17 protein-coding genes are annotated in these 20,047 nt (G+C 34.6%); 4 read left to right on the forward strand and 13 right to left on the reverse strand.

Going from position 1 to position 20,047, the window contains the following annotated elements:
• Positions 1 to 28: 28 nt before the first annotated feature.
• Positions 29 to 1,054: an NAD(P)-dependent alcohol dehydrogenase gene (locus tag VKJ25_RS18000; protein WP_324238018.1), complete on the reverse strand. Its 1,026-nt coding sequence runs from the start codon at positions 1,052 to 1,054 to the stop codon at positions 29 to 31.
• A 779-nt stretch (positions 1,055 to 1,833) separates the two neighbouring features.
• On the opposite strand from VKJ25_RS18000, the gene VKJ25_RS18005 reads away from it, so the two are divergent.
• Both VKJ25_RS18005 and VKJ25_RS18010 read left to right on the forward strand, forming a co-directional pair.
• The gene (locus VKJ25_RS18005) at positions 1,834 to 3,123 is read left to right on the forward strand and encodes an AAA family ATPase (RefSeq protein ID WP_324238019.1); all 1,290 of its coding nucleotides are present in this window, start codon (positions 1,834 to 1,836) and stop codon (positions 3,121 to 3,123) included.
• Positions 3,116 to 3,766, forward strand: a complete 651-nt coding sequence (locus tag VKJ25_RS18010; RefSeq protein WP_324238020.1) for an RloB family protein — start codon at positions 3,116 to 3,118, stop codon at positions 3,764 to 3,766. The genes VKJ25_RS18005 and VKJ25_RS18010 overlap by 8 nt, the downstream gene beginning before the upstream one ends.
• 913 nt (positions 3,767 to 4,679) lie before the next feature.
• On the opposite strand, the gene VKJ25_RS18015 is transcribed toward VKJ25_RS18010, so the two are convergent.
• The 12 genes from VKJ25_RS18015 to metH form a co-directional block, all read right to left on the reverse strand.
• Entirely contained in the window at positions 4,680 to 5,045 is a 366-nt protein-coding gene (locus VKJ25_RS18015) for a hypothetical protein (protein WP_324238021.1), read from the reverse strand.
• A complete protein-coding gene (locus tag VKJ25_RS18020) occupies positions 5,035 to 5,214 on the reverse strand; it encodes a hypothetical protein (protein ID WP_324238022.1) in 180 nt (59 codons plus the stop codon). The genes VKJ25_RS18015 and VKJ25_RS18020 overlap by 11 nt, the downstream gene beginning before the upstream one ends.
• Positions 5,215 to 5,220: 6 nt before the next feature.
• Positions 5,221 to 5,484, reverse strand: a complete 264-nt coding sequence (locus tag VKJ25_RS18025; protein ID WP_324238023.1) for a hypothetical protein — start codon at positions 5,482 to 5,484, stop codon at positions 5,221 to 5,223.
• A gap of 418 nt (positions 5,485 to 5,902) precedes the next feature.
• A complete protein-coding gene (locus VKJ25_RS18030; protein ID WP_324238024.1) occupies positions 5,903 to 6,100 on the reverse strand; it encodes a hypothetical protein in 198 nt (65 codons plus the stop codon).
• A gap of 67 nt (positions 6,101 to 6,167) precedes the next feature.
• Positions 6,168 to 6,455, reverse strand: coding sequence for a toxin-antitoxin system TumE family protein (locus VKJ25_RS18035; protein WP_324238033.1), 288 nt, complete (start codon positions 6,453 to 6,455; stop codon positions 6,168 to 6,170).
• Positions 6,456 to 6,703: 248 nt separating this feature from the next.
• The gene (locus VKJ25_RS18040) at positions 6,704 to 6,829 is read right to left on the reverse strand and encodes a hypothetical protein (protein ID WP_324238025.1); all 126 of its coding nucleotides are present in this window, start codon (positions 6,827 to 6,829) and stop codon (positions 6,704 to 6,706) included.
• 387 nt (positions 6,830 to 7,216) lie between these two features.
• Positions 7,217 to 7,480: a type II toxin-antitoxin system VapC family toxin gene (locus tag VKJ25_RS18045; protein WP_324238026.1), complete on the reverse strand. Its 264-nt coding sequence runs from the start codon at positions 7,478 to 7,480 to the stop codon at positions 7,217 to 7,219.
• 226 nt (positions 7,481 to 7,706) lie between these two features.
• Entirely contained in the window at positions 7,707 to 7,850 is a 144-nt protein-coding gene (locus VKJ25_RS18050) for a hypothetical protein (protein WP_324238027.1), read from the reverse strand.
• Positions 7,847 to 8,059 (reverse strand): hypothetical protein, encoded by a 213-nt coding sequence (locus VKJ25_RS18055; RefSeq protein WP_324238028.1) that lies wholly within the window; start codon positions 8,057 to 8,059, stop codon positions 7,847 to 7,849. The genes VKJ25_RS18050 and VKJ25_RS18055 overlap by 4 nt, the downstream gene beginning before the upstream one ends.
• A 252-nt stretch (positions 8,060 to 8,311) precedes the next feature.
• A complete protein-coding gene (locus VKJ25_RS18060; RefSeq protein WP_324238029.1) occupies positions 8,312 to 9,340 on the reverse strand; it encodes a polyprenyl synthetase family protein in 1,029 nt (342 codons plus the stop codon).
• The gene (locus tag VKJ25_RS18065) at positions 9,337 to 10,035 is read right to left on the reverse strand and encodes a class I SAM-dependent methyltransferase (RefSeq protein WP_324238030.1); all 699 of its coding nucleotides are present in this window, start codon (positions 10,033 to 10,035) and stop codon (positions 9,337 to 9,339) included. Before VKJ25_RS18065 ends, VKJ25_RS18060 begins: the two co-directional genes overlap by 4 nt.
• Positions 10,036 to 10,510: 475 nt before the next feature.
• On the reverse strand, positions 10,511 to 14,068 hold the full coding sequence (gene metH / locus VKJ25_RS18070; RefSeq protein ID WP_324238034.1) for a methionine synthase: 3,558 nt from the start codon (positions 14,066 to 14,068) through the stop codon (positions 10,511 to 10,513).
• A gap of 1,023 nt (positions 14,069 to 15,091) precedes the next feature.
• On the opposite strand from metH, the gene VKJ25_RS18075 reads away from it, so the two are divergent.
• Both VKJ25_RS18075 and VKJ25_RS18080 read left to right on the forward strand, forming a co-directional pair.
• Positions 15,092 to 17,599, forward strand: coding sequence for a hybrid sensor histidine kinase/response regulator (locus VKJ25_RS18075; protein WP_324238031.1), 2,508 nt, complete (start codon positions 15,092 to 15,094; stop codon positions 17,597 to 17,599).
• 994 nt (positions 17,600 to 18,593) lie between these two features.
• A complete protein-coding gene (locus VKJ25_RS18080) occupies positions 18,594 to 19,862 on the forward strand; it encodes a hybrid sensor histidine kinase/response regulator (protein ID WP_324238032.1) in 1,269 nt (422 codons plus the stop codon).
• Positions 19,863 to 20,047 lie beyond the last annotated feature (185 nt).

Consider the following 20,047-nt stretch of genomic DNA (forward strand, 5'->3'; position numbering starts at 1 on the left):
TCGCCTCTACTGTGCCGAAATGAAAACTCTATTCCGCAGTTAAAACAATCCGATAACGAGCTTTGTTTGCTAATACCTTATCTATTGCTTCATTAATTTGAGAAATAGGCATAGTTTCAATCATTGGTTTAATTTGATGAACTGCTGCAAATTCTAACATTTCTGTCATAAAACTCCGACCACCAACTACACTACCAGCGACTGCTTTTTGCTCGAAAACTAAAGGTAATAAAGGTATATTTAAGGTGGAAACAGGAAGCCCAAGTAAACAGAAAACACCATTCTTAGCTAATAAACCAAAAGCTTTATCCCAATCAACTTCTGATGAAACAGTGCTAAGCAGTAAATCTACACTACTACTAGCTGCTGCGATTTCTTCTTCACTTTTCCAATTACAAAAATGATGCGCTCCAAATTCTTTGGCTTCTGCTTCTTTATCCGGTGAAGTAGAAAAAGCAGTCACCTCTGCTCCCATTGCTCTAGCAAATTTAATGGCTAAATGTCCTAATCCTCCTATTCCTATTACTCCTACTTTTGTGCCAGGATATTTGACATAGGTGCGCAGGGGAGTATAAACTGTGATTCCAGCACAAAGCAATGGTGCTGCACTTGCAGAATCTAAACCATCAGGTATTTTGTAGGCAAAATCAGCAGGAGCGCGTAACTTGTCAGCAAACCCCCCATGATTTCCCACAATTAAACCTGTGTAACCTTTACGACAAACATTTTCTTCTCCTCGTAGACAAGCATCACAGACTCGGCAAGAATTACGAATCCAACCAAAACCGACGCGATCGCCAATTTTCAGAGAGGTTACATCTGCACCTACTTGAGTAACATTTCCGACTACTTCATGGCCAGCAACTAGAGGAAAACTACTCACTTCCCAGTCATTGTCTCTCATGTGAATATCAGTATGGCATAAACCATTATGGGTGACTTGAATTTCTATGTCATTAGCACTTAAAGGCTTAGGTTCATATTCCCATTGTTTGAGTTTTTCACCTACTTTCAAAGATGCGTAGGCTGTAAATGTTTCAGTAGTGGACATCATAAGTTTCCGTGTGAAAAAATTATTACTATTTATATTAACTCTAGATGTTCCCTATCTCCCTAATATCACCTTCTTTAATTAAGGTTTGTTAAAAAAGTCTTTTTGCCCTTGGTAGGGAAGAGTTAGAAATAATGACTATTATACCAAACATTAAACTTTATATCATACTATAAAATAGTGAAAAAATAGCCCCATATTCACCATTCCCTCTATCCACCTAATTTTATAGTTCCCAAAGCGATCGCCAACTTAAATAAATTGACTAGCATCATCAAAAATGGGTGAGTTTAAAAAATGTGTTAAATTTCCTGTTTGGGAATATAATTAGGGTAAATTTGTGAAAAAATTACAGATATACTGCTTTAGCTATTATTGAAGTTTTCTGCTGATTGAATTCAGTGTCGGTAACTATTTATTATTTAAAGAAACTGTCACTTTTTAATTACTGAAAATATTCTTTAATCAGCAAAATTAACTTCTTTTATCAATTAACTCATCAGGATAGAAAAGTACACCCTAATTAAACTATAAGAAACTACTAGGTGCTAAAGTATTCGGAGAAGTTAGTTAAAAACAGCCCAAATATTGTCTAAGATGGATTTGCTATAACCAAAACCCTGAACAGTAGGGCCGAATGACATTTCCTCCTAGTGTAGTCTAGCGAGCTGTAATTAGTTTCTACTTATAAAAAATTTGTTAAATTTGCTATTTAGGAGTATAATTAGGGTAAATTTGTGAAACAAACACAGATATACCACTTTAGCTATTCTTGAACTTTTATGCTGATTGAATTCAGTGTCGGTAACTATTTATCTTTTAAAGAAACTGTCACCTTGAGTATGGTGGCGACAAATGTTAGTGCCAAGAATAAAAGTGTTGATGAAAATAATGTTTTTGATGTTGATGAAGAGTTAAGTTTGCTCAAAAGTGTTGCTGTTTATGGTGCTAATGCTAGTGGCAAAAGTAATTTGATTAAAGCAATGGCTTTTATGCGTTGGTTTGTGCTTAATTCATCAAAAGAAACTCAGATAGAAGATGCTATTAATGTGGAAGAGTTTAAATTAAGTACGGAGACTGAGGGAAAGCCTTCTTATTTTGAAATAGTCTTTATTTTAGAAAATAAATTATATAGATATGGTTTTGAAGTAGATGAAAAACAGGTTATTTCTGAGTGGTTATTTTATGTACCAAAAGTAAGAGAAAGTAAGTTATTTGAACGGGATGAAAATGGTATCAAGATTCCTACTAAGATTTTTCAAGAAGGAAAATTAATCATAGATAAGACGAGAAATAATGCACTTTTTCTTTCTGTAAATGCTCAATTTAACGGCAAAATTTCTACAAGTATTTTGCGATGGTTTATGGATTTGAATATAATTTCAGGATTACATAGTGATTTATATAAAAGAGTTACAGTTCAATATTTTCAACAACATAGTGAATATAAAAACGAGATTATTCAATTTATTAGACAATGGGATTTAGGTATTGATAATATTGAAATTGACACAATAAATATTTTACCAGAACAATTTTCTCAAATTTATTCAGAAGAATTTAGAAAACGTATGAGCGATGTAGGAGTGCAAGCTGATGAAATTCAAACATATCATAAAAGATATGATTCTAAAGGTAAAATAGAATCTATAGTAATATTTGATTTTGAAGAAAATGAGTCAGATGGTACTCAAAAATTATTTGCTTTTGCAGTACCAATTTTGCAGAGTTTAAAAAATGGAGAAATTTTAATAATAGATGAACTTGATGCTAGATTACATCCCATAATTAATCGTACAATAATCGAGCTATTTAACTCTAATCAAACTAATCCTAAAAATGCTCAACTAATTTTTACAAATCATGATACTAACTTACTTAATAGTAAGATGTTCAGATTAGACCAAATATGGTTTACAGAAAAAGATCGGCAAGGAGCAACCGATTTATATTCTTTAGTTGAATATGAAATTAAAAACGAAGAAATTTTTAAAGATGATTATATTAAAGGTAGATATGGAGCAATACCTTTTCTTGGAGATTTAACCGAATTATTTGAAAAAAATGGGTAAAAAAAAAGCATCTGGTAAAAATCATCAAAATTCTCGGAATGAGAAAAGTAAATATGCTCGCTCAAGAAATGAAAAAGTAAAAACACGAAAAGCAAAAGAGCGTTTTTTAATAGTTTGTGAGGGCACAAAAACTGAACCAAATTATTTTAAAAGTTTTCCTGTTCCTAAAGATGTAATTGAAGTTGATGTACTAGGTGTTGGTAAAAATACGATTAATTTAGTTGAAAAAGCTCTAAGAATCAAACAAGAAGATGGTGATTACGATAGAGTTTGGTGTGTATTTGACAAAGATTCGTTTCCACCAAAAAATTTTAATGCAGCAATAAAATATGCCGAAGATAATAATGTTGAAGTCGCATATTCTAATCAAGCTTTTGAAGTTTGGTACTTGTTACATTTTGACGATCCTTATATCCCAAAGTCTCGCAAAGACTATGAAAAACTTTTAACTAAAAGGATGAATCAAAAGTATGAGAAAAATAGCAATGAAATGTACAAAATGTTGCTTGATAGACAACCTCAAGCAATTAAGAATGCAGAGAAGTTATTAAAACAATATAATCCACCTAATCCTGCTAATGATAATCCTTCCACAACAGTACATTTATTAGTTAAAGAACTGAATAGATTTGTTCGTAAATAAGTGTAGCGATCGCCTTTCTCATTATTCTCTCAATTCACTTAACATTTTCATTCTCTGAGAGCTACCTATAAAAAAAATTGGAAAGAAAATAAAGCTTGCATTCTCGAATCAAATCTGATAGTATTATGTTATTGGGGTAAACTCGCCTATATACTAGACTTTTTATTCAACTCAAGAAGTAAGGACGATTTCCCATAGGGAATGCTGCGACCCAATCGCGAATCGCCCCTAGATTTTTACCGTGACTAAATTTGGCAATTTTAATAATGTCCGCTGGCACTACATTTATTAGTTAAAGAACTGAATAGATTTGTTCGTAAATAAGTGTAGCGATCGCCTTTCTCATTATTCTCTCAATTCACTTAACATTTTCATTCTCTGAGAACTACCTATAAAAAAAATCGGAAAGAAAATAAAGCTTGCATTCTCCAACAAAATCTGATAGTATTATGTTATTGGGGTAAACTCGCCTATACACTAGACTTTTTATTCAATAAAAGAAGTAGGGACGATTCGCGATTGGGTAGGAGCATTCCCGTTTGCGAAATCGCCCCTAGATTTTTACCGTGACTAAATTTGGCAATTTTAATAATGTCCGCTGGCACTACATTTATTAGTTCAACAACTGAACAGATTTGTTCGTAAATAAGTTGAGCGATCGCCTTTCTCACTATTCTCTCAATTCACTTAACATTTTCATTCTCTGAGAGCTACCTGTCAAAAAAATCGGAAAGAAAATAAAGCTTGCATTCTCGAATCAAATCTGATAGTATTATGTTATTGGGGAAAACTCGCCTATATGCTAGACTTTTTATTCAACACAAAAAGTAGGGACGTTTCATGGAACGTCCCTACTGTGGTTTATTCAAATGAAAATCGCTATAAGTCATCTAACGATTTATGGCTCAAAATACTATCTAGCTACAGGAAGCAATAATTCGTTGGCGGGAGCGCCCCGTGAAACTTCTTCCCACTGGGGAGCGATGGGAGCGTATTTACAATAACAGATGACGATGCGGGTATCGGTGTCAAAACTGGCAAACTTTTCGACCCGCGTTACTATCCAATCTCCTTCTCTGGCATGAGTAATAGCATCTTGGTCGTCAGTTTTATAGGCACGAGTACGATCGCCTATTTCGGGAATCGTCGGATTTTCTTCAGCGCTCCAGTTTTCTTCTAAAATGTCAGTTAGACTTTGACGAGGCATCAGTATTCGTTCTTCCCATCCATGTTCGCTCATACCTTCTGTTTTATAAACTATCCAGGTTTCAGTTGTCATAGCGGTTATCCTCAAAAGTTGTTTGTTCTCCCTCAAAGACGCAATCGACTTTGAGGATTTTGTCTTTATTTGGGCGGACTTCTACAAGTTTCCAGCCATATTTCTGCTCCATCTCCCGACATTTTGCGGGATCGGTGGCAGAGTGAATATTTTTGCTATTTTTAGACATCAAGCTTTATCCTACAGATAGACTGTGTGTCTGTGATTTTTTGGCGATCGCTTCCTCCTGTAGTAGCTCTTCTAACTTTGCTCTGACTTTATCCTGCCAGTTTGGAATATTTTTGATAGTTGCTAAGTCATTAGAGTCAATTCTCAATGCGAGTAAAGCTTTGTTTGGTTTCTCTGGGTTTTTGGCTTGAAAAGCATACTTAGAAATTCCTGGATTGCCTCCTGGTCTTCCAGGTCGGGAACTCTTTGCTTTGTGTTTAGTCGCGATCATTCTTTGTCCTCAATCATGTCCAATCCTTTGTTCATATTATAGCACGTTAACACGCAAAGAAATATTTTATATTAATGGTTGACATTTATATGTTAACACGCTATGATAATAAACGTATAAATTAAGAGGCCAGCATTCAGCCGTCAGCAGTAATTGACAAAATATCATTAATTTTCATAAGTTTTAGCTATTGATCCTGTTAATAATTTATGGCGCTCGGCTATTGGCAAACGAGCAATTTCTTTGAGAGATAACTGATTTTTAGAATCAACTTCAGATAGTTTCAATTTATGTTGAATAAACTGCAATATTGTCTAGCACTTCCTGTTGTTTTTCAAGTGGTAATAATTTCAGATTATCTATGATTTCTTGTTCAATATTATTGTTTATTATTGCTGTCATAAAAGTAATCTCCCATTCATAAAATGCGGCGATCGCTCACCCCATCTTTTACATCACATTCCCCAGAATTTTTACCTAAATCCCAAATAGAAGGTGTTTTTTTGATGGTGGTAATAATAATTTTCCCATTTTCTTGAATAATGTCAAATTCTTGGTTTTCTCCTAACAATTCTTTAGGTATTAATAAGCCTTCTTCTGTTGCTGTTAATTTCATGTTTAATTACCTCAATTCATTTTGTAAATTAATTCATTAAAATCGCCCTATTTCAGAATGGCAATACTTATCCCAAATTTTCAATTTCCTGTAATACATCTACCAAAGTAGGAGCATTTGAGGAAATAACATTTTCTTGACTTCCATCATCTTTATGGTGGGGAAAATTTGGTAAGTTTAGCTTTTTATGATGTTCAGTATTGTCATAGCGGAAAATCAGATTATTTGAGGCAGTCATATATTGATAGGAATACATATCGCGCTCTATTGTTAATTCTAAATCTACAAATTTTCGCACCATTAAAACAGAATTATCTAGAAACTTTATTTCCCCTCGAATCATACCTTCGCGCATCACTTCTTTGAGAGGTTATAATCTGAAAATTTTGCACTATTTCACAAGCTACTATTAAGTCGTAAAGTTGTTGGAAGTAGTCTTCAAATAACAAATTCAATATCTCCCAATTTTTATATCTTTTCTTCGAGTCGTTTCAACATCAAAGCTTCCCCTATCCATTCATCTAATTCTAATGTTTATTCAAATTCATCATTCTCATATCGAAGCAGAAATTCTTGAGTAGGTAACTGATATTTTTATTCAAATTATAAGAGTCTTTTTTTAGTTTGAGAAATTCCCGATTTCAGGGATTTTATCCTGTCAAACCTCATCTTTTCAATCATGTTTTTTAATGATTCTGGGTCTCGACATTTAATTTTTAGTTCTGGCATATTTATTATCTCCTTTAAAAGTAATTGTAGGTTGGGTTGAGGAACGAAACCCAACAATAGAAATCTCCATAAAAGAGGAAATAGGGAAGAATAATTGATAATTTATGGATAAAAATTGATTCTACTTTTTATTTTTGGAAATTTCTAATAGTAAAGCTTTGTTGGGTTGAACGATAGTGAAACCGAACTTACGGCTGATAACTGATAACTTTTTAGTTAGGTTAGTAACTATATCAATTATCATGGTAACATTTTAAAGCCAGCTTGAAAAAAATGGTTATCTAAAGTTAAAGCTGTAACTATCTTTCGTTGTTTCATAATTATAAATGATAAACAATGAGTTAGAGAATAGGATTTATCTTGATGCTTTTGAAAATATTGCCATCCTTAATTAAATAGATTTTGATCGATATTAATCAATTCTATCTCAGGACTTTCTAATAGTTGATTACCAACTTCCACTGCTTTATAATGAAGGTTTCTACTATTGAAGAAAGTTACAACTTCATCAAAAATATACGTTGTTGTTACTAAAAAAGGCTTAGATTTTACTAAAAAATTCCAATTTTCTAATACTTGTTGATGAGCGTCTTCACTTTTGATTTCTAGAGCCAAAATATAGCTAGTATCCAAAAAATAGATTTCTTTCATTGTTGATTATAAAGATAACGGTCGTGATTAATTGCGCCATCGTTTACATCGCATTCCACAGGTGTTGCTGTTAATTTCACGTTTAATTACCTCAATTAATTTTGTATATTAATTCATTAAATAGAAGCGATCGCCAATTAAAAAATTAAAATAATCGCCAACTGATAACTGATTTTATGGTTCAATCCAGTCTTCACAAGCTGCAATTAAAATATTAGCAACTCGATTATCGAGAGCTTCTTTGAACGCTTCTGTCTTCCGCGTAGCGGTACGATAGTGAAACCCAACCAAACCCTACTGTTGGGTTTCGTTCCTCAACCCAACCTACGGCTAAAGTATAGCTAGTATCCAAAAAATAGACTTCTTTCATTGTTGATTATACAGATAACGGTTGCGATCGCTAACCCCATCTTTTACATTAAATTCCACAGGATTTTTACCTAAATCCCAAATAGAAAGTGTTTTTTTGATGCTGGTAATAATAATTTTTCCATTTTCTTGAATAATCTCAAACTCTTGGCTTTCTCCTAATAATTCTTTAGGTATTAATAAGCCTTGTTCTGTTGCTGTTAATTTCATATTTAATTACCTCAATTAATTTTGTAGATTAATAGACATCTCCAGAAAAGAGGGAACGCTTAACACAACCGCGCTTAACTGGGAAGAAGAATTGATAATTTATAGATAATAATTGATTTTACTTTTTATTTTTGGAGATGTCTAATTCATTAAAATTACTATATTTCAAAATTGCCATGCTTATGCTATCTTTAAACACTATAGATTGGGCGCTGCGTTACACTCCGTTAACGCATCCTAGTGGGCTGAAAACTACGAAACAGAAGAACACCTGCTAACTTCAATATTCTTCCTGAGTTGCGACAGGAACTTATTTGAGGTAATTCTCACTAGAATTGAAGCGATCGTATCTCGATGCAGTGTCTTTTCCTTCGAGTAAAGCATCTGCTTACACGTTTTGTGTTCTTGCTTGAGGTACGCCAGACAATCAGCGTAAACCCCCTTGTTTACCATTATGTCTAGAATTTCGCGATATTTACTGTCGTCAATAGCTTCCAGTCTCAATTCTTCGAGTCGTTTCCTCTCTTGCTCATTACATCTTTGAGTCATTAAATAAACTGCCAACGTGAGTTTTCCATTTATAAAGTCTGAAAATTGATCCTGATATGGTTTTTCCAGCTTTGATAAATTCTCAACTGGCAGTGCAAAATCACCGAAATCATTTGCAGCTTGAGTAGCGGCTCCATAGATAGCCCCCATTTCATAAAGTAGTTCGTCAGGCTTTCCTGCCACAATCGAGCCTGCAAAAAAACAACTCCCGTAAAATACACCAGAAAGCAGTCTACACCGCAGTTGATAAGCCTCTAGAAAATTATCGTAGTCTTGATATTCACTTATTCTAGAAACCTGTAGGTCTCGAATATCCATCATCTGACCAAGATAAACTTGGTGGTTTATTTGACTCAGAAGTGGTAAAACTGATGTCAGACTATGCTCTTCTAGAATTTGTTGGGCAATTTCTCTAAGTTGAAACCCAGATATAACTAGCTTTCGTTTATTTTCAGGGCTATCATACCCATGCTTTTCATCAAGAAACCAGTTAATCACATAAGTTGAGCAGTTTAGGACCTCAAAACTTGCACAAACTGGAAGAATCTCCTTCCAGTTTTGACCTCCGTTAATTTCATAACCTGTTCTGATCTGGAGATCCCGTAATCGAGGGTGGCCATGTCGCTTCATCGGAAGTAGCTTCACTTCCGGACTCAACTTGTCCATATAGTGTTTGATAAGTATATCTGTTGCTTGTGACGTCTCTTCCATGAGATTGAAATACTGGCTCATTTGTCACCCCCTTTCTGATAAATTCGGTATTGATCGTTTTGGTAAGAAATTAGTTGGAAGCCTGCTGAACTCAACATACCTTCTACATAATCGAGTTCGAGTAATCGCATTTGTACTCTTTGATGTTCCGTAATACTCTCATGTTTGTGACACACATAATCAATAATGAGATATTGCTCCCCATCAACCCAATTTTTGCTAACGGTTCTTTCAAACGACATTTCCCCATCAAACTTATCTAATTTACTGTGATTAGCATTTGATGTGGTAATAATTAAATACCCTCCGTCATATAAGTGTGCAGCAACCCGTTCAAAACTTTGTTGAATAGCATCTATATCCTGGATATGGCTAGCAAGTAAAAAGGTATCACTATCACGAATAAAAGCCCAAGCACCACCACGGGAATAGGCAGCATCAAATGTCTGATCGAGTTCAAGATTACATACATCTTGACAATAGAGTTCTACTTGAGAACCCAAGCAAGTCTGAGCTTGAGCAAGTAGCGACGTGCTTGTATCTATCCCAGTGATTTGGAGTAGAGGTTTCAACTGAATAAGTTGTTCTGCTAGCAAACCAGTTCCGATTCCTATATCCAAGATTTTTTGCCGATTTCCCAAAATCTCTAGCAGTTCGGTTGCAATTGCTCTATAATCTCGGTTCCTTCCAATGAAAGCATTATAGAAATTGGACATACCTTTGTATAGATCGGCATCACGGGATTCGAACTTGGCTATCACCTGTTTTATATCAGAGTTGTTCATACTCCAAGAAATTCCTAAAACTTTGGCTGTTTTTTCTAACTATAACAGAACTTGTGTAAAGATACTATATAGTCTTAATATAAAATCCGTCAGAATTCAGAATTTCCTCCGGAATACTCCGCAAACAGAATTCAGAATCCAGAAGGGAAAAGAACTCAGAATTATTTCTGCTCTGGGTGGGGTTAGGTTTTTCACCCCAAACTACAGTTTTCAGTTATCAGTGAACCCAGAAACCGGGTTTCTTTGCGTAAGTCGGATATTTTCCCCTTTTCTTATCCCCCCTTTCAAAGGGGGGTTAGGGGGGATAAACACCTTACTATTGTTCGGTTTCGGTTCCATGCTACGCAATGCTAGCGCCAACAACAAAAGCTACGCGCTATTGTTGGGTTTCGTTCCTCAACCCAACCTACGCACTAAAATATTTCGCCACAGGATGATAAGTAACGATCGCCGTAGTAGACTGTTCAGGATAAAGCTGTTCGCTCTCATCCATATACATATCAATCCTCTTAGTATCCAACAAGTCTAACTGTTTGAACTGATCTTGCATATTCGGACAAGCAGGATAACCGAAACTATAACGGGAACCCTGATAACGCTGTCTCAGAATATCCTTAATATTATCTGCATCCCCTGCACCGAAACCTAACTCTCGACGAATCCGAGCGTGTAACCATTCTGCCATTGCTTCGGCAGTTTGTACCGCCATCCCGTGGAAATACAAATAATTTGTATATTCGTTTTCAGCAAACAATTTCTGAGCAAACTCGGTTGCTATTTCTCCTACTGTTACAGCGTGCATTGGGAACACATCAATAATTCCCGAATCCTTGGGAGCAAAGAAGTCTGCAATACACAACCGTCGTCCTGACTTTTGCCGAGGAAACTCAAAACTGTTCACAACTTTTGTTGCTTTTCCAGTCTGAGTCACTTCCTCTGAGTCATAGATTAAAAGTGTATTTCCTTCTGCTTGACAAGGGAAATAACCATATATTGCTTGGGGATGTAGTAACTTGTCTTCAACTACCCGTGACTTCCAAGTTTCCAGAATCGGATAAACTTTCTCAGCTAAAAACTCATTGTATTCTTCCCGTGGTTGTCCTTGGGGTTTGCGGAACTGCCATTGCCCTGCCATCAACGCTTGCAAATCTAAATACCAGAATAATTCCTCAAATGGCATATCTTCTGGTTGCAATAACTTGGTTCCCCAGAATGGAGGAGTCGGGCGATCGATATCTACTGGTACATCATCGGAACGTCGAGTATCTACGACAACTGGTTCAGCAGGTTGAGTTTCTTCTTTTTCTTGAGATTTAACTTTCGTAGCAACTTTACCATTACCCTTACCGTTTTCTTCTGCAAACTCACCCAAGAAACCTTTAATATCATCCCACTTATTTTCTGATTTTGCTGGCATCAATTTATCCATGAAATTTAAGTCAGAAAACGCATCTTTACCATAAACGACTTTACCTTTGTAGGTATTTTGGCAATCTTCATTCACGAATTTCGGAGTAAGAGCAGCACCACCTAAAATCACCGGAACTGTAATACCTTCTGCGTTAAATGTTTCCAAGTTATCTTTCATAAATGCAGTTGACTTCACCAATAAACCACTCATGGCGATACAGTCAGCATTATGTTCTCGGTACGCAGCAATAATATTATCAACTGGTTGTTTAATTCCTAAATTAATTACCCGATAACCATTGTTGGAAAGAATGATATCTACCAGATTTTTACCAATATCGTGAACATCTCCTTTTACAGTAGCAATCAAGAATGTTCCCTTAGAATTATCCTCACCAGCTTCCTCTGATTCCATGAAAGGTTGTAGATAAGCAACCGCTGCTTTCATAGTTTGAGCAGACTGCAATACAAATGGTAATTGCATTTGCCCGGAACCGAATAATTCTCCCACTACTTTCATGCCATCTAATAAATAGACATTGATGATATCTAAGGGCGGATATTTTTCTAAAGCTTTTGCTAAAGCATCCTCTAAACCGATACGTTCCCCATCAATAATATGTTGTTTTAAACGTTCTTCAATTGGTAAATTTTGGGTAGCCGAACGGTCTTTTTTAGTTGTTTTACCCTGGAACATTTTTGTTAGTTCAGTCAGAGGATCATAAATACAAATATCCCCATCAAATTCCCGTTGGTCATATATTAGCTTCCGACAAACTTCTTGATGTTCTGGTTCAATTTTTGCTAGGGGTAAAATCTTACTAGCACTAACAATAGAACCATCTAAACCTACTGCCATTGCTTCATGCAAAAATACCGAGTTCAACACTTGTCTAGCTGCCGGATTTAAACCAAATGAAATGTTAGAAACCCCAAGCATTATATGACAACCTGGTAATTCTTCCCGAATCCTTTTAATAGATTCAATAGTGGCTTTTCCATTTTCCCTATCCTCCTCGATACCTGTAGAAACGGGCAAAGCTAAAGTATCAAAGAACAATTCATGGGCAGGAATCCCATATTCTATTGCTGCATCATAAGCTCGTTTAGCTATTTCAAATTTCTTATCCGCCGTTCGAGCCATTCCATCTTCATCAATAGTTCCAACTACCACACCAGCACCATATTTTTTGGCTAATTCTAATACTTTATAAAAACGAGGTTCTCCATCTTCATAGTTAGTAGAATTGAGCAAACATTTACCACCGACAACCTTTAAACCAGCCTCCATTTTTTCCCATTCAGTGGAGTCTAACATTAGAGGTAAATTAACATTTGTCACTAAACGAGATGCTAATTCTTTCATATCTCGGACCCCATCACGCCCCACATAATCAACGTTAACATCAAGAATATGTGCCCCTTCTTTTACCTGAGATTTTGCTAAAGCAACTAAACCATCCCAATCTTCTTTTTCTAGTAAAGTTCGACATTTTTTAGAACCACTAGCATTCAATCTTTCTCCCACAATTAAAAAGGAGTTATCTTGTTCGTAAGTTTCTGAAGAATAGATGGAAGCTGCTGAAGGAATAAATTTATATTCTCGTTGTTTTGGTTGGAGAGTTTCAGTAATTTCAGCTAATGCTTGAATATGGTCTGGACGAGTACCACAACAACCACCAATAACTTGCACTCCCAGGTCTTCAATAAAGTGCATTAATGCCATTTTTAACTCTAAAGGAGTTAATTTGTAGTGAGCTTGTCCGCCGATATTTTCTGGCAAACCAGCATTAGGAACACAAGAAACAACAAAAGGAGAATTTTCTGATAAATAACGAATATGTTCCTTCATTAAATCAGGACCAGTAGCGCAATTTAATCCTAAAATATCAATCGAATAAGGTTCTAAAATTGTTAGGGCAGCATTAATTTCTGAACCAACTAACATAGTGCCAAAAGATTCCATAGTTACTGACACCATGATCGGGCGACGTTCACCTTTTTTAGCAAAGGTTTCTTCTATACCATTTAAAGCAGCTTTTATTTGCAAAACATCCTGACAAGTTTCCACAATAAATAAGTCTACTCCCCCATCCCAAAGACCTTCTGCTTGTTCCGTAAAGCCATCTTTTAAGGTGTCAAAATCAATATGTCCGAGGGTAGGTAATTTAGTTCCTGGTCCCATCGAACCAGCCACAAATCTAGGTTTTTCTGGGGTAGAAAATTCGGCAGTAACAGACTTTGCTAATTCCGCTGCTTTTTTATTTAGATAGTAAGCTTGGTCTGCTAAATCGTATTCTGCCAAGACAATTTTTGTCCCACCAAATGTGTCAGTTTCTATCACATCCGCACCTGCTGCCAGGAAGTCTCGGTGGACTTTAGCTACAGCTTCTGGCTTAGTATGGACAAGATATTCGTTACAACCTTCATATTCTGCACCACCGAAGTCTTCTGCTGTAAGGTTTTGCACTTGTAGATTAGTACCCATTGCCCCATCAAAAACTATGACTGGGCGTTCTGGACTATGCAGACGATTTAAAAAAGGACTGTTCATCATGGTGTATTTAATATTTTTTTTAGCTTTCAGTAATTATACTACTTTTTTGAAAGTTGGAAAGCAACTTGTTTTCTAAATGATAATATAGATTATAGGGCTTAAGTTAGCAACTATAAACAAATATCAAATATAACCATTTAACCGTGAGCGATTAGCTTTAAGTTATTAACTTATTTATCACACCAAAAAGGTAATTAGCCTTTAAAAATAACAGGACTTACGTAAAATAGCAAATTATACACCAGGTGTAGGAGTGTTTCATGTCGCGCCAGGGATACGGCCGTTTGCTTCCCATACTTCGTAACCTCCCTACTAGATATAGTGGTTCTGGGTAAGTCCTGAAGAATTAAAAGTTATTTTTGTGCAATATTCCGCAGGAAATGCTGAATGCTAATAATGCTTACTATCAAACTTAAAAAATAGGTCAGCATTCAGATATTAGCTGTCAGCTATCCTCCTGGGTCGGAGCTGCGCTAACAGCAATAAAAAACTCAGTTTTCAGGAGGATATTTGAACGAATAAAAAAAGTGAAAAATGAACTTTGTAGTCAGAAAAATATCTGATTTATCACGCCCACTGTATCATAAATCTTTTTTCTCAAAATAAAATCAACACCTAAGTGCTGAATGTTTACAAAAACAGGTTTTATTTAAGAAAAATTATCTATAATTAGTAATTATTCATTACTTCTAAGCCTTAGGAATAGGACTGGGAAAGTAACTTTTTTATTCTTTCTCAATTTCAAGGGTTGTTTTTACTTTAATAACGGAATGCTCACTAACAAAGAATAACTAAAATTAATGTAAGCATTCACCTATTAGCTGTGATTCCTCAACAAAAAGAGGCAGTTTAAATGCCATATAAAATTTTGGTAGTTAAGATTTAATTCTTACAGAATCAGCTATTGATTTTAGTTAAGAGAAAAGCACTCTTCTGGTTGCCGATAGCTTACGGCTATTTGCGCACCATGACCTAGGAAATGCTGACAAATTAACTTAATAAATATAGAATAATAAACCTATGTTCAGGATTGAACAATTACCACAAATTAAAATTTCTCAAAAGTTACAACTTTGGTGGCAAAACAACCGAAAAAAGAACAAATCATCCCGCAGTTTTATGTTGAATTTCCTGGTTGGAAGTACAACTGTAATAGTGAGTATTTCTGCTGTTTATAGTTATAGAGTTGTTCGGTATTTGATTCTAGATAATTTAAAAGAAAATGCTTTGTTGGAGGTAAAAGTAGGAGCTAATAATATTGATAAATGGTTGGCTAGTAGAAAAATTGAGATACTAACTACAAGCAATACTCCTACTTTCCGAACTATGGATTGGTCAATAGTTGAACCTTTATTAAAATATAAACAATTGCGATCGCCAGATTTTTTATTCTTTTCGATGATTAATCTGGATGGTTCTTTTTATACTAGCAAAGTAGGTAAAGCTAAAGCCAATCTGAAAGATTTCAAGTACATTAAACGGGCTATTGCTGGTGATGTAAATGTTTCCGATCCACTCAATTCTTCTACGGTTAATAGACTCATGGTTTTTATTGCTGCCCCTGTTTCCTCAGATTCTTCTAACATGAAAGAACCAATAGGAGTTATAACAGGTGCAATCCCCATCAACCGGATGACAGAAGTAGTCAATAGTTTACAATATGGTCCTAATAGTTATGCTTTTGCTCTTAATTCCCAAGGAAAGTCAATATTTTGCCCTGAGTCAAAAATCAAAGGCAAGGGGAACAAACCTAATATCAATTTTTTAGCGTCGGAAAACCCCAACATCAAAAATATTACTAGAAAAATGGTCGCTAAGGAGAAGGGGATAGAATTAGTCGAAATAAATAAACAAAAAGTTTATCTTGCTTACATTCCCATAGAAGAAGCAGATTGGTCTTTGGGTTTAATCATTCCTAGAGAAAATATTGAATCCCAACTCAAAGCACTAAATCTGATGGCTTTAGTAGTTCTGAGTTTAACCATGACGATGATTATAGTATTGTGGAAGGTGCAATCATTTGAACAAAATCAACTCAAAAAGACAAAAGAAGCTGCTGAGACTGCTAACGAAGCTAAAAGCGAGTTTCTGGCAAATATGAGTCACGAGTTACGCACCCCTCTTAACGGGATTCTTGGTTACGCTCAAATTATGAATAATTCTCAGTCTTGGGGAGAAAAAGAACAGAAAGGGATTAGAGTTATTGCTCAATGTGGTTCTCACTTATTAACTCTGATTGATGATATTCTAGATATTTCTAAAATAGAAGCTCAGAAACTGGATTTAGAACCCCATGATTTTCATTTTCCTGCTTTTCTGCAAGGAGTTGTTGAAGTTATTCGGATTAAAGCAGAGCAAAAAAGAATTGAATTGGTTTATCAAGCAGACTCCAATCTACCTATTGGTATAATTGCAGATGAAAAACGCTTGCGCCAAGTTTTAATAAATTTATTAGGTAATGCGGTCAAATTTACTGATACTGGTAAAGTCGTTTTTAGAGTCAAAAATTCCCCAGAGCAGTCAAGTCAGAGTCTAGAATTATCCGAGAATCAAACTCAAGTAACACCTGATTCTAACTCCCATCCATCTAAAACAATTAAATTTACAGTTCAAGATACAGGAGTTGGGATTCCAGAAGACAAAATTGAGACTATTTTTGCTCCTTTTGAACAAGTAGGAGCGCCAGCGAAGAAGTCTCAAGGAACAGGATTAGGGTTAGCTATTAGTAGTCAAATGGTTAAACTTATGGGTTCAGAGATTAAAGTAAAAAGTCAGTTGGGTGTAGGTAGTACATTTTCCTTTGCAGTTAAATTTCCTCTTAGTTATGATTTGGTGCAATCATCTTCTCATCTAGATGGAAAACAGATTATTGGTTATGAAGGAGGAGAAAAAACTATTCTCGTTATTGACGATCGCTGGGAAAATCGCTCTGTACTGATTAATTTACTGAAACCACTTGGTTTTACTACTGTGGAAGCGGAAAATGGTTCTGAAGGTTTAGCTAAAATAGAACAACTGAAACCAGATTTAGTTGTTACAGATTTATATATGCCAACAGAGGATGGTTTTGAGATGCTTAAGGAACTGCGGACTTCAGATGAACTCAAAGATTTGCGGGTGATTGTTTCTTCAGCTTCCGTATCAAATATAGATCGCCAATACGGTCTTGATGCTGGTGGGGATGATTTTTTGCCTAAACCTGTTAATGCACAAGAGTTGTTTAAAATGTTGGAAACACATTTAGAAATTGAATGGAAATATTCTCAAATAGAAAATCTGGAAATAAGTTCGCGATCGCCCGTTTTAAGTACAGTTATTGACAAATCTCAAGTCTTAGCTCCACCAGTTGAGGAGTTAGAAATATTACTCGATTTAGTACGGAGAGGAAATCTGCAAAAATTAATTGAAAAAGCTGAACAACTTCAGCAGTTAGACTCGAAATATACTTCTTTTATTGAACCAATTTTACAATGGGCAGATAATTTTCAAGCAGATGAAATAGAAGATTTTATTATGAGTTTTTGTTAGGGTTAAAAGAGGAAGTAGGAAGTAAAAAGTAGGAGAAAAGAATTGATGATTTATGTTAGATAATTTTTGCAGTTCCAGCATCCTGCTTGTTATAGGATGGAAGTCTGAAATGCAAAGATAGAGATTAATCATTAAATATACCTCACTTTCCTCAAAAGTGCTGTAAATCACCGATTTCTATAGCAAGTCCTGTTAATATGGTAATCCTAAATAGGTTGTAAATAATTAACAATTAACAATTAATAATTAATAATTACCTTTTCTTGATTAGAAAAGGATTGGTTAAAAGGAATTTTTTTTCTATGAAGGGAGTAAAAGTAGGAGAAAAGAATTGATGATTTATGTTAGATAATTTTTGCAGTTCCAGCATCCTGTTTGTTATAGGATGGAAGTCTGAAATGCAAAGATAGAGATTAATCATTAAATATACCTCACTTTCCTCAAAATTGCTGTAAATCACCGGTTTCTATAGTAAGTATTCAGCAGTCAGCTATTGTGACTGGAAAAGAGTATAATTTAGTTATGACTGACGTAAACCAACCAAGAAACTGGGTTTATTGCCATGATATTGTTGTTCAAACCAAGAAATTTCCTTGATCAACCCGGTTTCTGCGTAAGTCCTGCTAATATAGCAATCCTAAATAGGTTGTAAATAATTAATAATTAACAATTAATAATTACCTTTTCTTGAGCAGAAGAGGATTAGTTAAAAGCAATTTTTTGATTTTTTTTGTATGAATAGAGAGACTTTATACCTTAATCATTCGGTAAAATTTGATTGTAGGGGTTTGGTCTCCAAATCCCTTAGTGTTTCCCTTTGGAGACCAAACCCCTCAAGTTTTTTCTAACGAATGATTTCATATTGCTATAGTAACTTTAATTTTCCTTGAAAAATATTTTTTCTTCCAAGAGAATCAGATAATGATTTAATAAATTATAACTGACGGATTAATGCTTAGGATTTTTTTAGAAAAAAAAAAGGAATAGTAAATTAATGACAAGTAAACTTAGTTCAGAATACATTTTAGTTGTAGATGATACTCTAACTAATCTTAAAGTAATGGTTCAAACTTTAAGTGAAGAAGGATATGAAGTTCGCACAGCAACTAGCGGTGAACGAGCAATCAAACAAATTTCTTATGATTCACCACATTTAATTTTGCTAGATATACAAATGCCTGGTATTGATGGATTTGAAACTTGTAAAAAATTAAAAGAAAACCCAGAAACAAAAGAAATTCCAGTAATTTTTATGACTGCTCTTTCAGACCCTAAAAGCATAGTTAAAGGTTTTAAATTAGGAGCCGTAGATTATATTACTAAACCATTTCAAGCAGTTGAAGTTTTGGCTAGGGTAAAAACTCACATACATTTACAACAATTAAGAAACAATCTAGAAAAAGAAGTAGCTAAAAAAACTAATGAACTTACTGAAGCTTTAGATCAATTAAAAACATCTCAAGCAAAACTAATTCAAACGGAAAAAATGTCGGCATTAGGAGAATTAATGACTGGAGTAGCTAATGAATTAAATCATCCTATTGGGACAATTTATAGTAATTCTTATCATATAGAAACCTATATTAAAAATCTCTTCTATCACTTATCTCTTTATCAAAAAAATTATCCTCATCCTGTGGCAGAAATTATTAAAAATGCTGAAGAAATAGATCTAAATTTCTTGATTGAAGATTTCCCTAAAATGGTTATTTCTATGAAGGCAAGTTCGGAAAGAATTAAATACCTAAGCACCTCTTTACAAAAATTTGATAAAAAAACTATTTTGAAAATTCATGACAGTATTGATAGCACTCTATTAATTATGAAGCATCGCCTGCAAGCTAATCATGATCGTCCAGCTATTAAAGTAGTCAAAAAATATGGAGATGTACTCAAAATTGAATGTTTTCGCGGACAATTAAATCAGGTATTTGTGAATCTAATTTCTCATGCTATTCATCGAATTAATAAGTTGGGTAAAAAAATAGGTTTTTCTAACTGGCAAGTCGAACCTCAAATTGTAATTCAGACTGAAATGAATGAGGATAGAACCAAAGTAATTATTAAAATTAAAGACAACGGTGTGGAAATGTCAGAAGAAGTTAATGCAAAAATTTTCGATCCGGTTGCTAATATTAAAGAAACGGGTTTAAGTCTGTCTATTACTCATCAAATTGTGGTAGAAAATCATAATGGCAAAGTTTATTTTGAGTCAAGTTTAAATCATGGTTCAGAATTTATTTTGGAATTACCAATAGAGTAAATTCAAAAGTTAAAAGTCAAAAGTCAAAAGTTAGAAATTAGTAGATATAATAAATTCCCAAGTAGGTTGGGTTGAGGAAACGAAACCCAACAAAAATACTTCCTCTACTCCCCTATTCCCTAAAAAAAACATTATGGATTTTGATAGAGTAGATATATTTGCTGAAACTAAATATCCTGGTAATT

Source organism: Okeania sp. (genome assembly GCF_035285525.1).
Lineage (GTDB): Bacteria > Cyanobacteriota > Cyanobacteriia > Cyanobacteriales > Microcoleaceae > Trichodesmium.

Excerpts from the sequence above, each read along its gene's own strand:
- VKJ25_RS18000 (WP_324238018.1), bottom strand. The coding sequence starts at position 1,054 with ATGATGTCCACTACTGAAACATTTACAGCCTACGCATCTTTGAAAGTA.
- VKJ25_RS18005 (WP_324238019.1), top strand. The coding sequence starts at position 1,834 with ATGCTGATTGAATTCAGTGTCGGTAACTATTTATCTTTTAAAGAAACT.
- VKJ25_RS18010 (WP_324238020.1), top strand. The coding sequence starts at position 3,116 with ATGGGTAAAAAAAAAGCATCTGGTAAAAATCATCAAAATTCTCGGAAT.
- VKJ25_RS18015 (WP_324238021.1), bottom strand. The coding sequence starts at position 5,045 with ATGACAACTGAAACCTGGATAGTTTATAAAACAGAAGGTATGAGCGAA.
- VKJ25_RS18020 (WP_324238022.1), bottom strand. The coding sequence starts at position 5,214 with ATGTCTAAAAATAGCAAAAATATTCACTCTGCCACCGATCCCGCAAAA.
- VKJ25_RS18025 (WP_324238023.1), bottom strand. The coding sequence starts at position 5,484 with ATGATCGCGACTAAACACAAAGCAAAGAGTTCCCGACCTGGAAGACCA.
- VKJ25_RS18030 (WP_324238024.1), bottom strand. The coding sequence starts at position 6,100 with ATGAAATTAACAGCAACAGAAGAAGGCTTATTAATACCTAAAGAATTG.
- VKJ25_RS18035 (WP_324238033.1), bottom strand. The coding sequence starts at position 6,455 with ATGCGCGAAGGTATGATTCGAGGGGAAATAAAGTTTCTAGATAATTCT.
- VKJ25_RS18040 (WP_324238025.1), bottom strand. The coding sequence starts at position 6,829 with ATGCCAGAACTAAAAATTAAATGTCGAGACCCAGAATCATTAAAAAAC.
- VKJ25_RS18045 (WP_324238026.1), bottom strand. The coding sequence starts at position 7,480 with ATGAAAGAAATCTATTTTTTGGATACTAGCTATATTTTGGCTCTAGAA.
- VKJ25_RS18050 (WP_324238027.1), bottom strand. The coding sequence starts at position 7,850 with ATGAAAGAAGTCTATTTTTTGGATACTAGCTATACTTTAGCCGTAGGT.
- VKJ25_RS18055 (WP_324238028.1), bottom strand. The coding sequence starts at position 8,059 with ATGAAATTAACAGCAACAGAACAAGGCTTATTAATACCTAAAGAATTA.
- VKJ25_RS18060 (WP_324238029.1), bottom strand. The coding sequence starts at position 9,340 with ATGAGCCAGTATTTCAATCTCATGGAAGAGACGTCACAAGCAACAGAT.
- VKJ25_RS18065 (WP_324238030.1), bottom strand. The coding sequence starts at position 10,035 with ATGTCCAATTTCTATAATGCTTTCATTGGAAGGAACCGAGATTATAGA.
- metH (WP_324238034.1), bottom strand. The coding sequence starts at position 14,068 with ATGAACAGTCCTTTTTTAAATCGTCTGCATAGTCCAGAACGCCCAGTC.
- VKJ25_RS18075 (WP_324238031.1), top strand. The coding sequence starts at position 15,092 with ATGTTCAGGATTGAACAATTACCACAAATTAAAATTTCTCAAAAGTTA.
- VKJ25_RS18080 (WP_324238032.1), top strand. The coding sequence starts at position 18,594 with ATGACAAGTAAACTTAGTTCAGAATACATTTTAGTTGTAGATGATACT.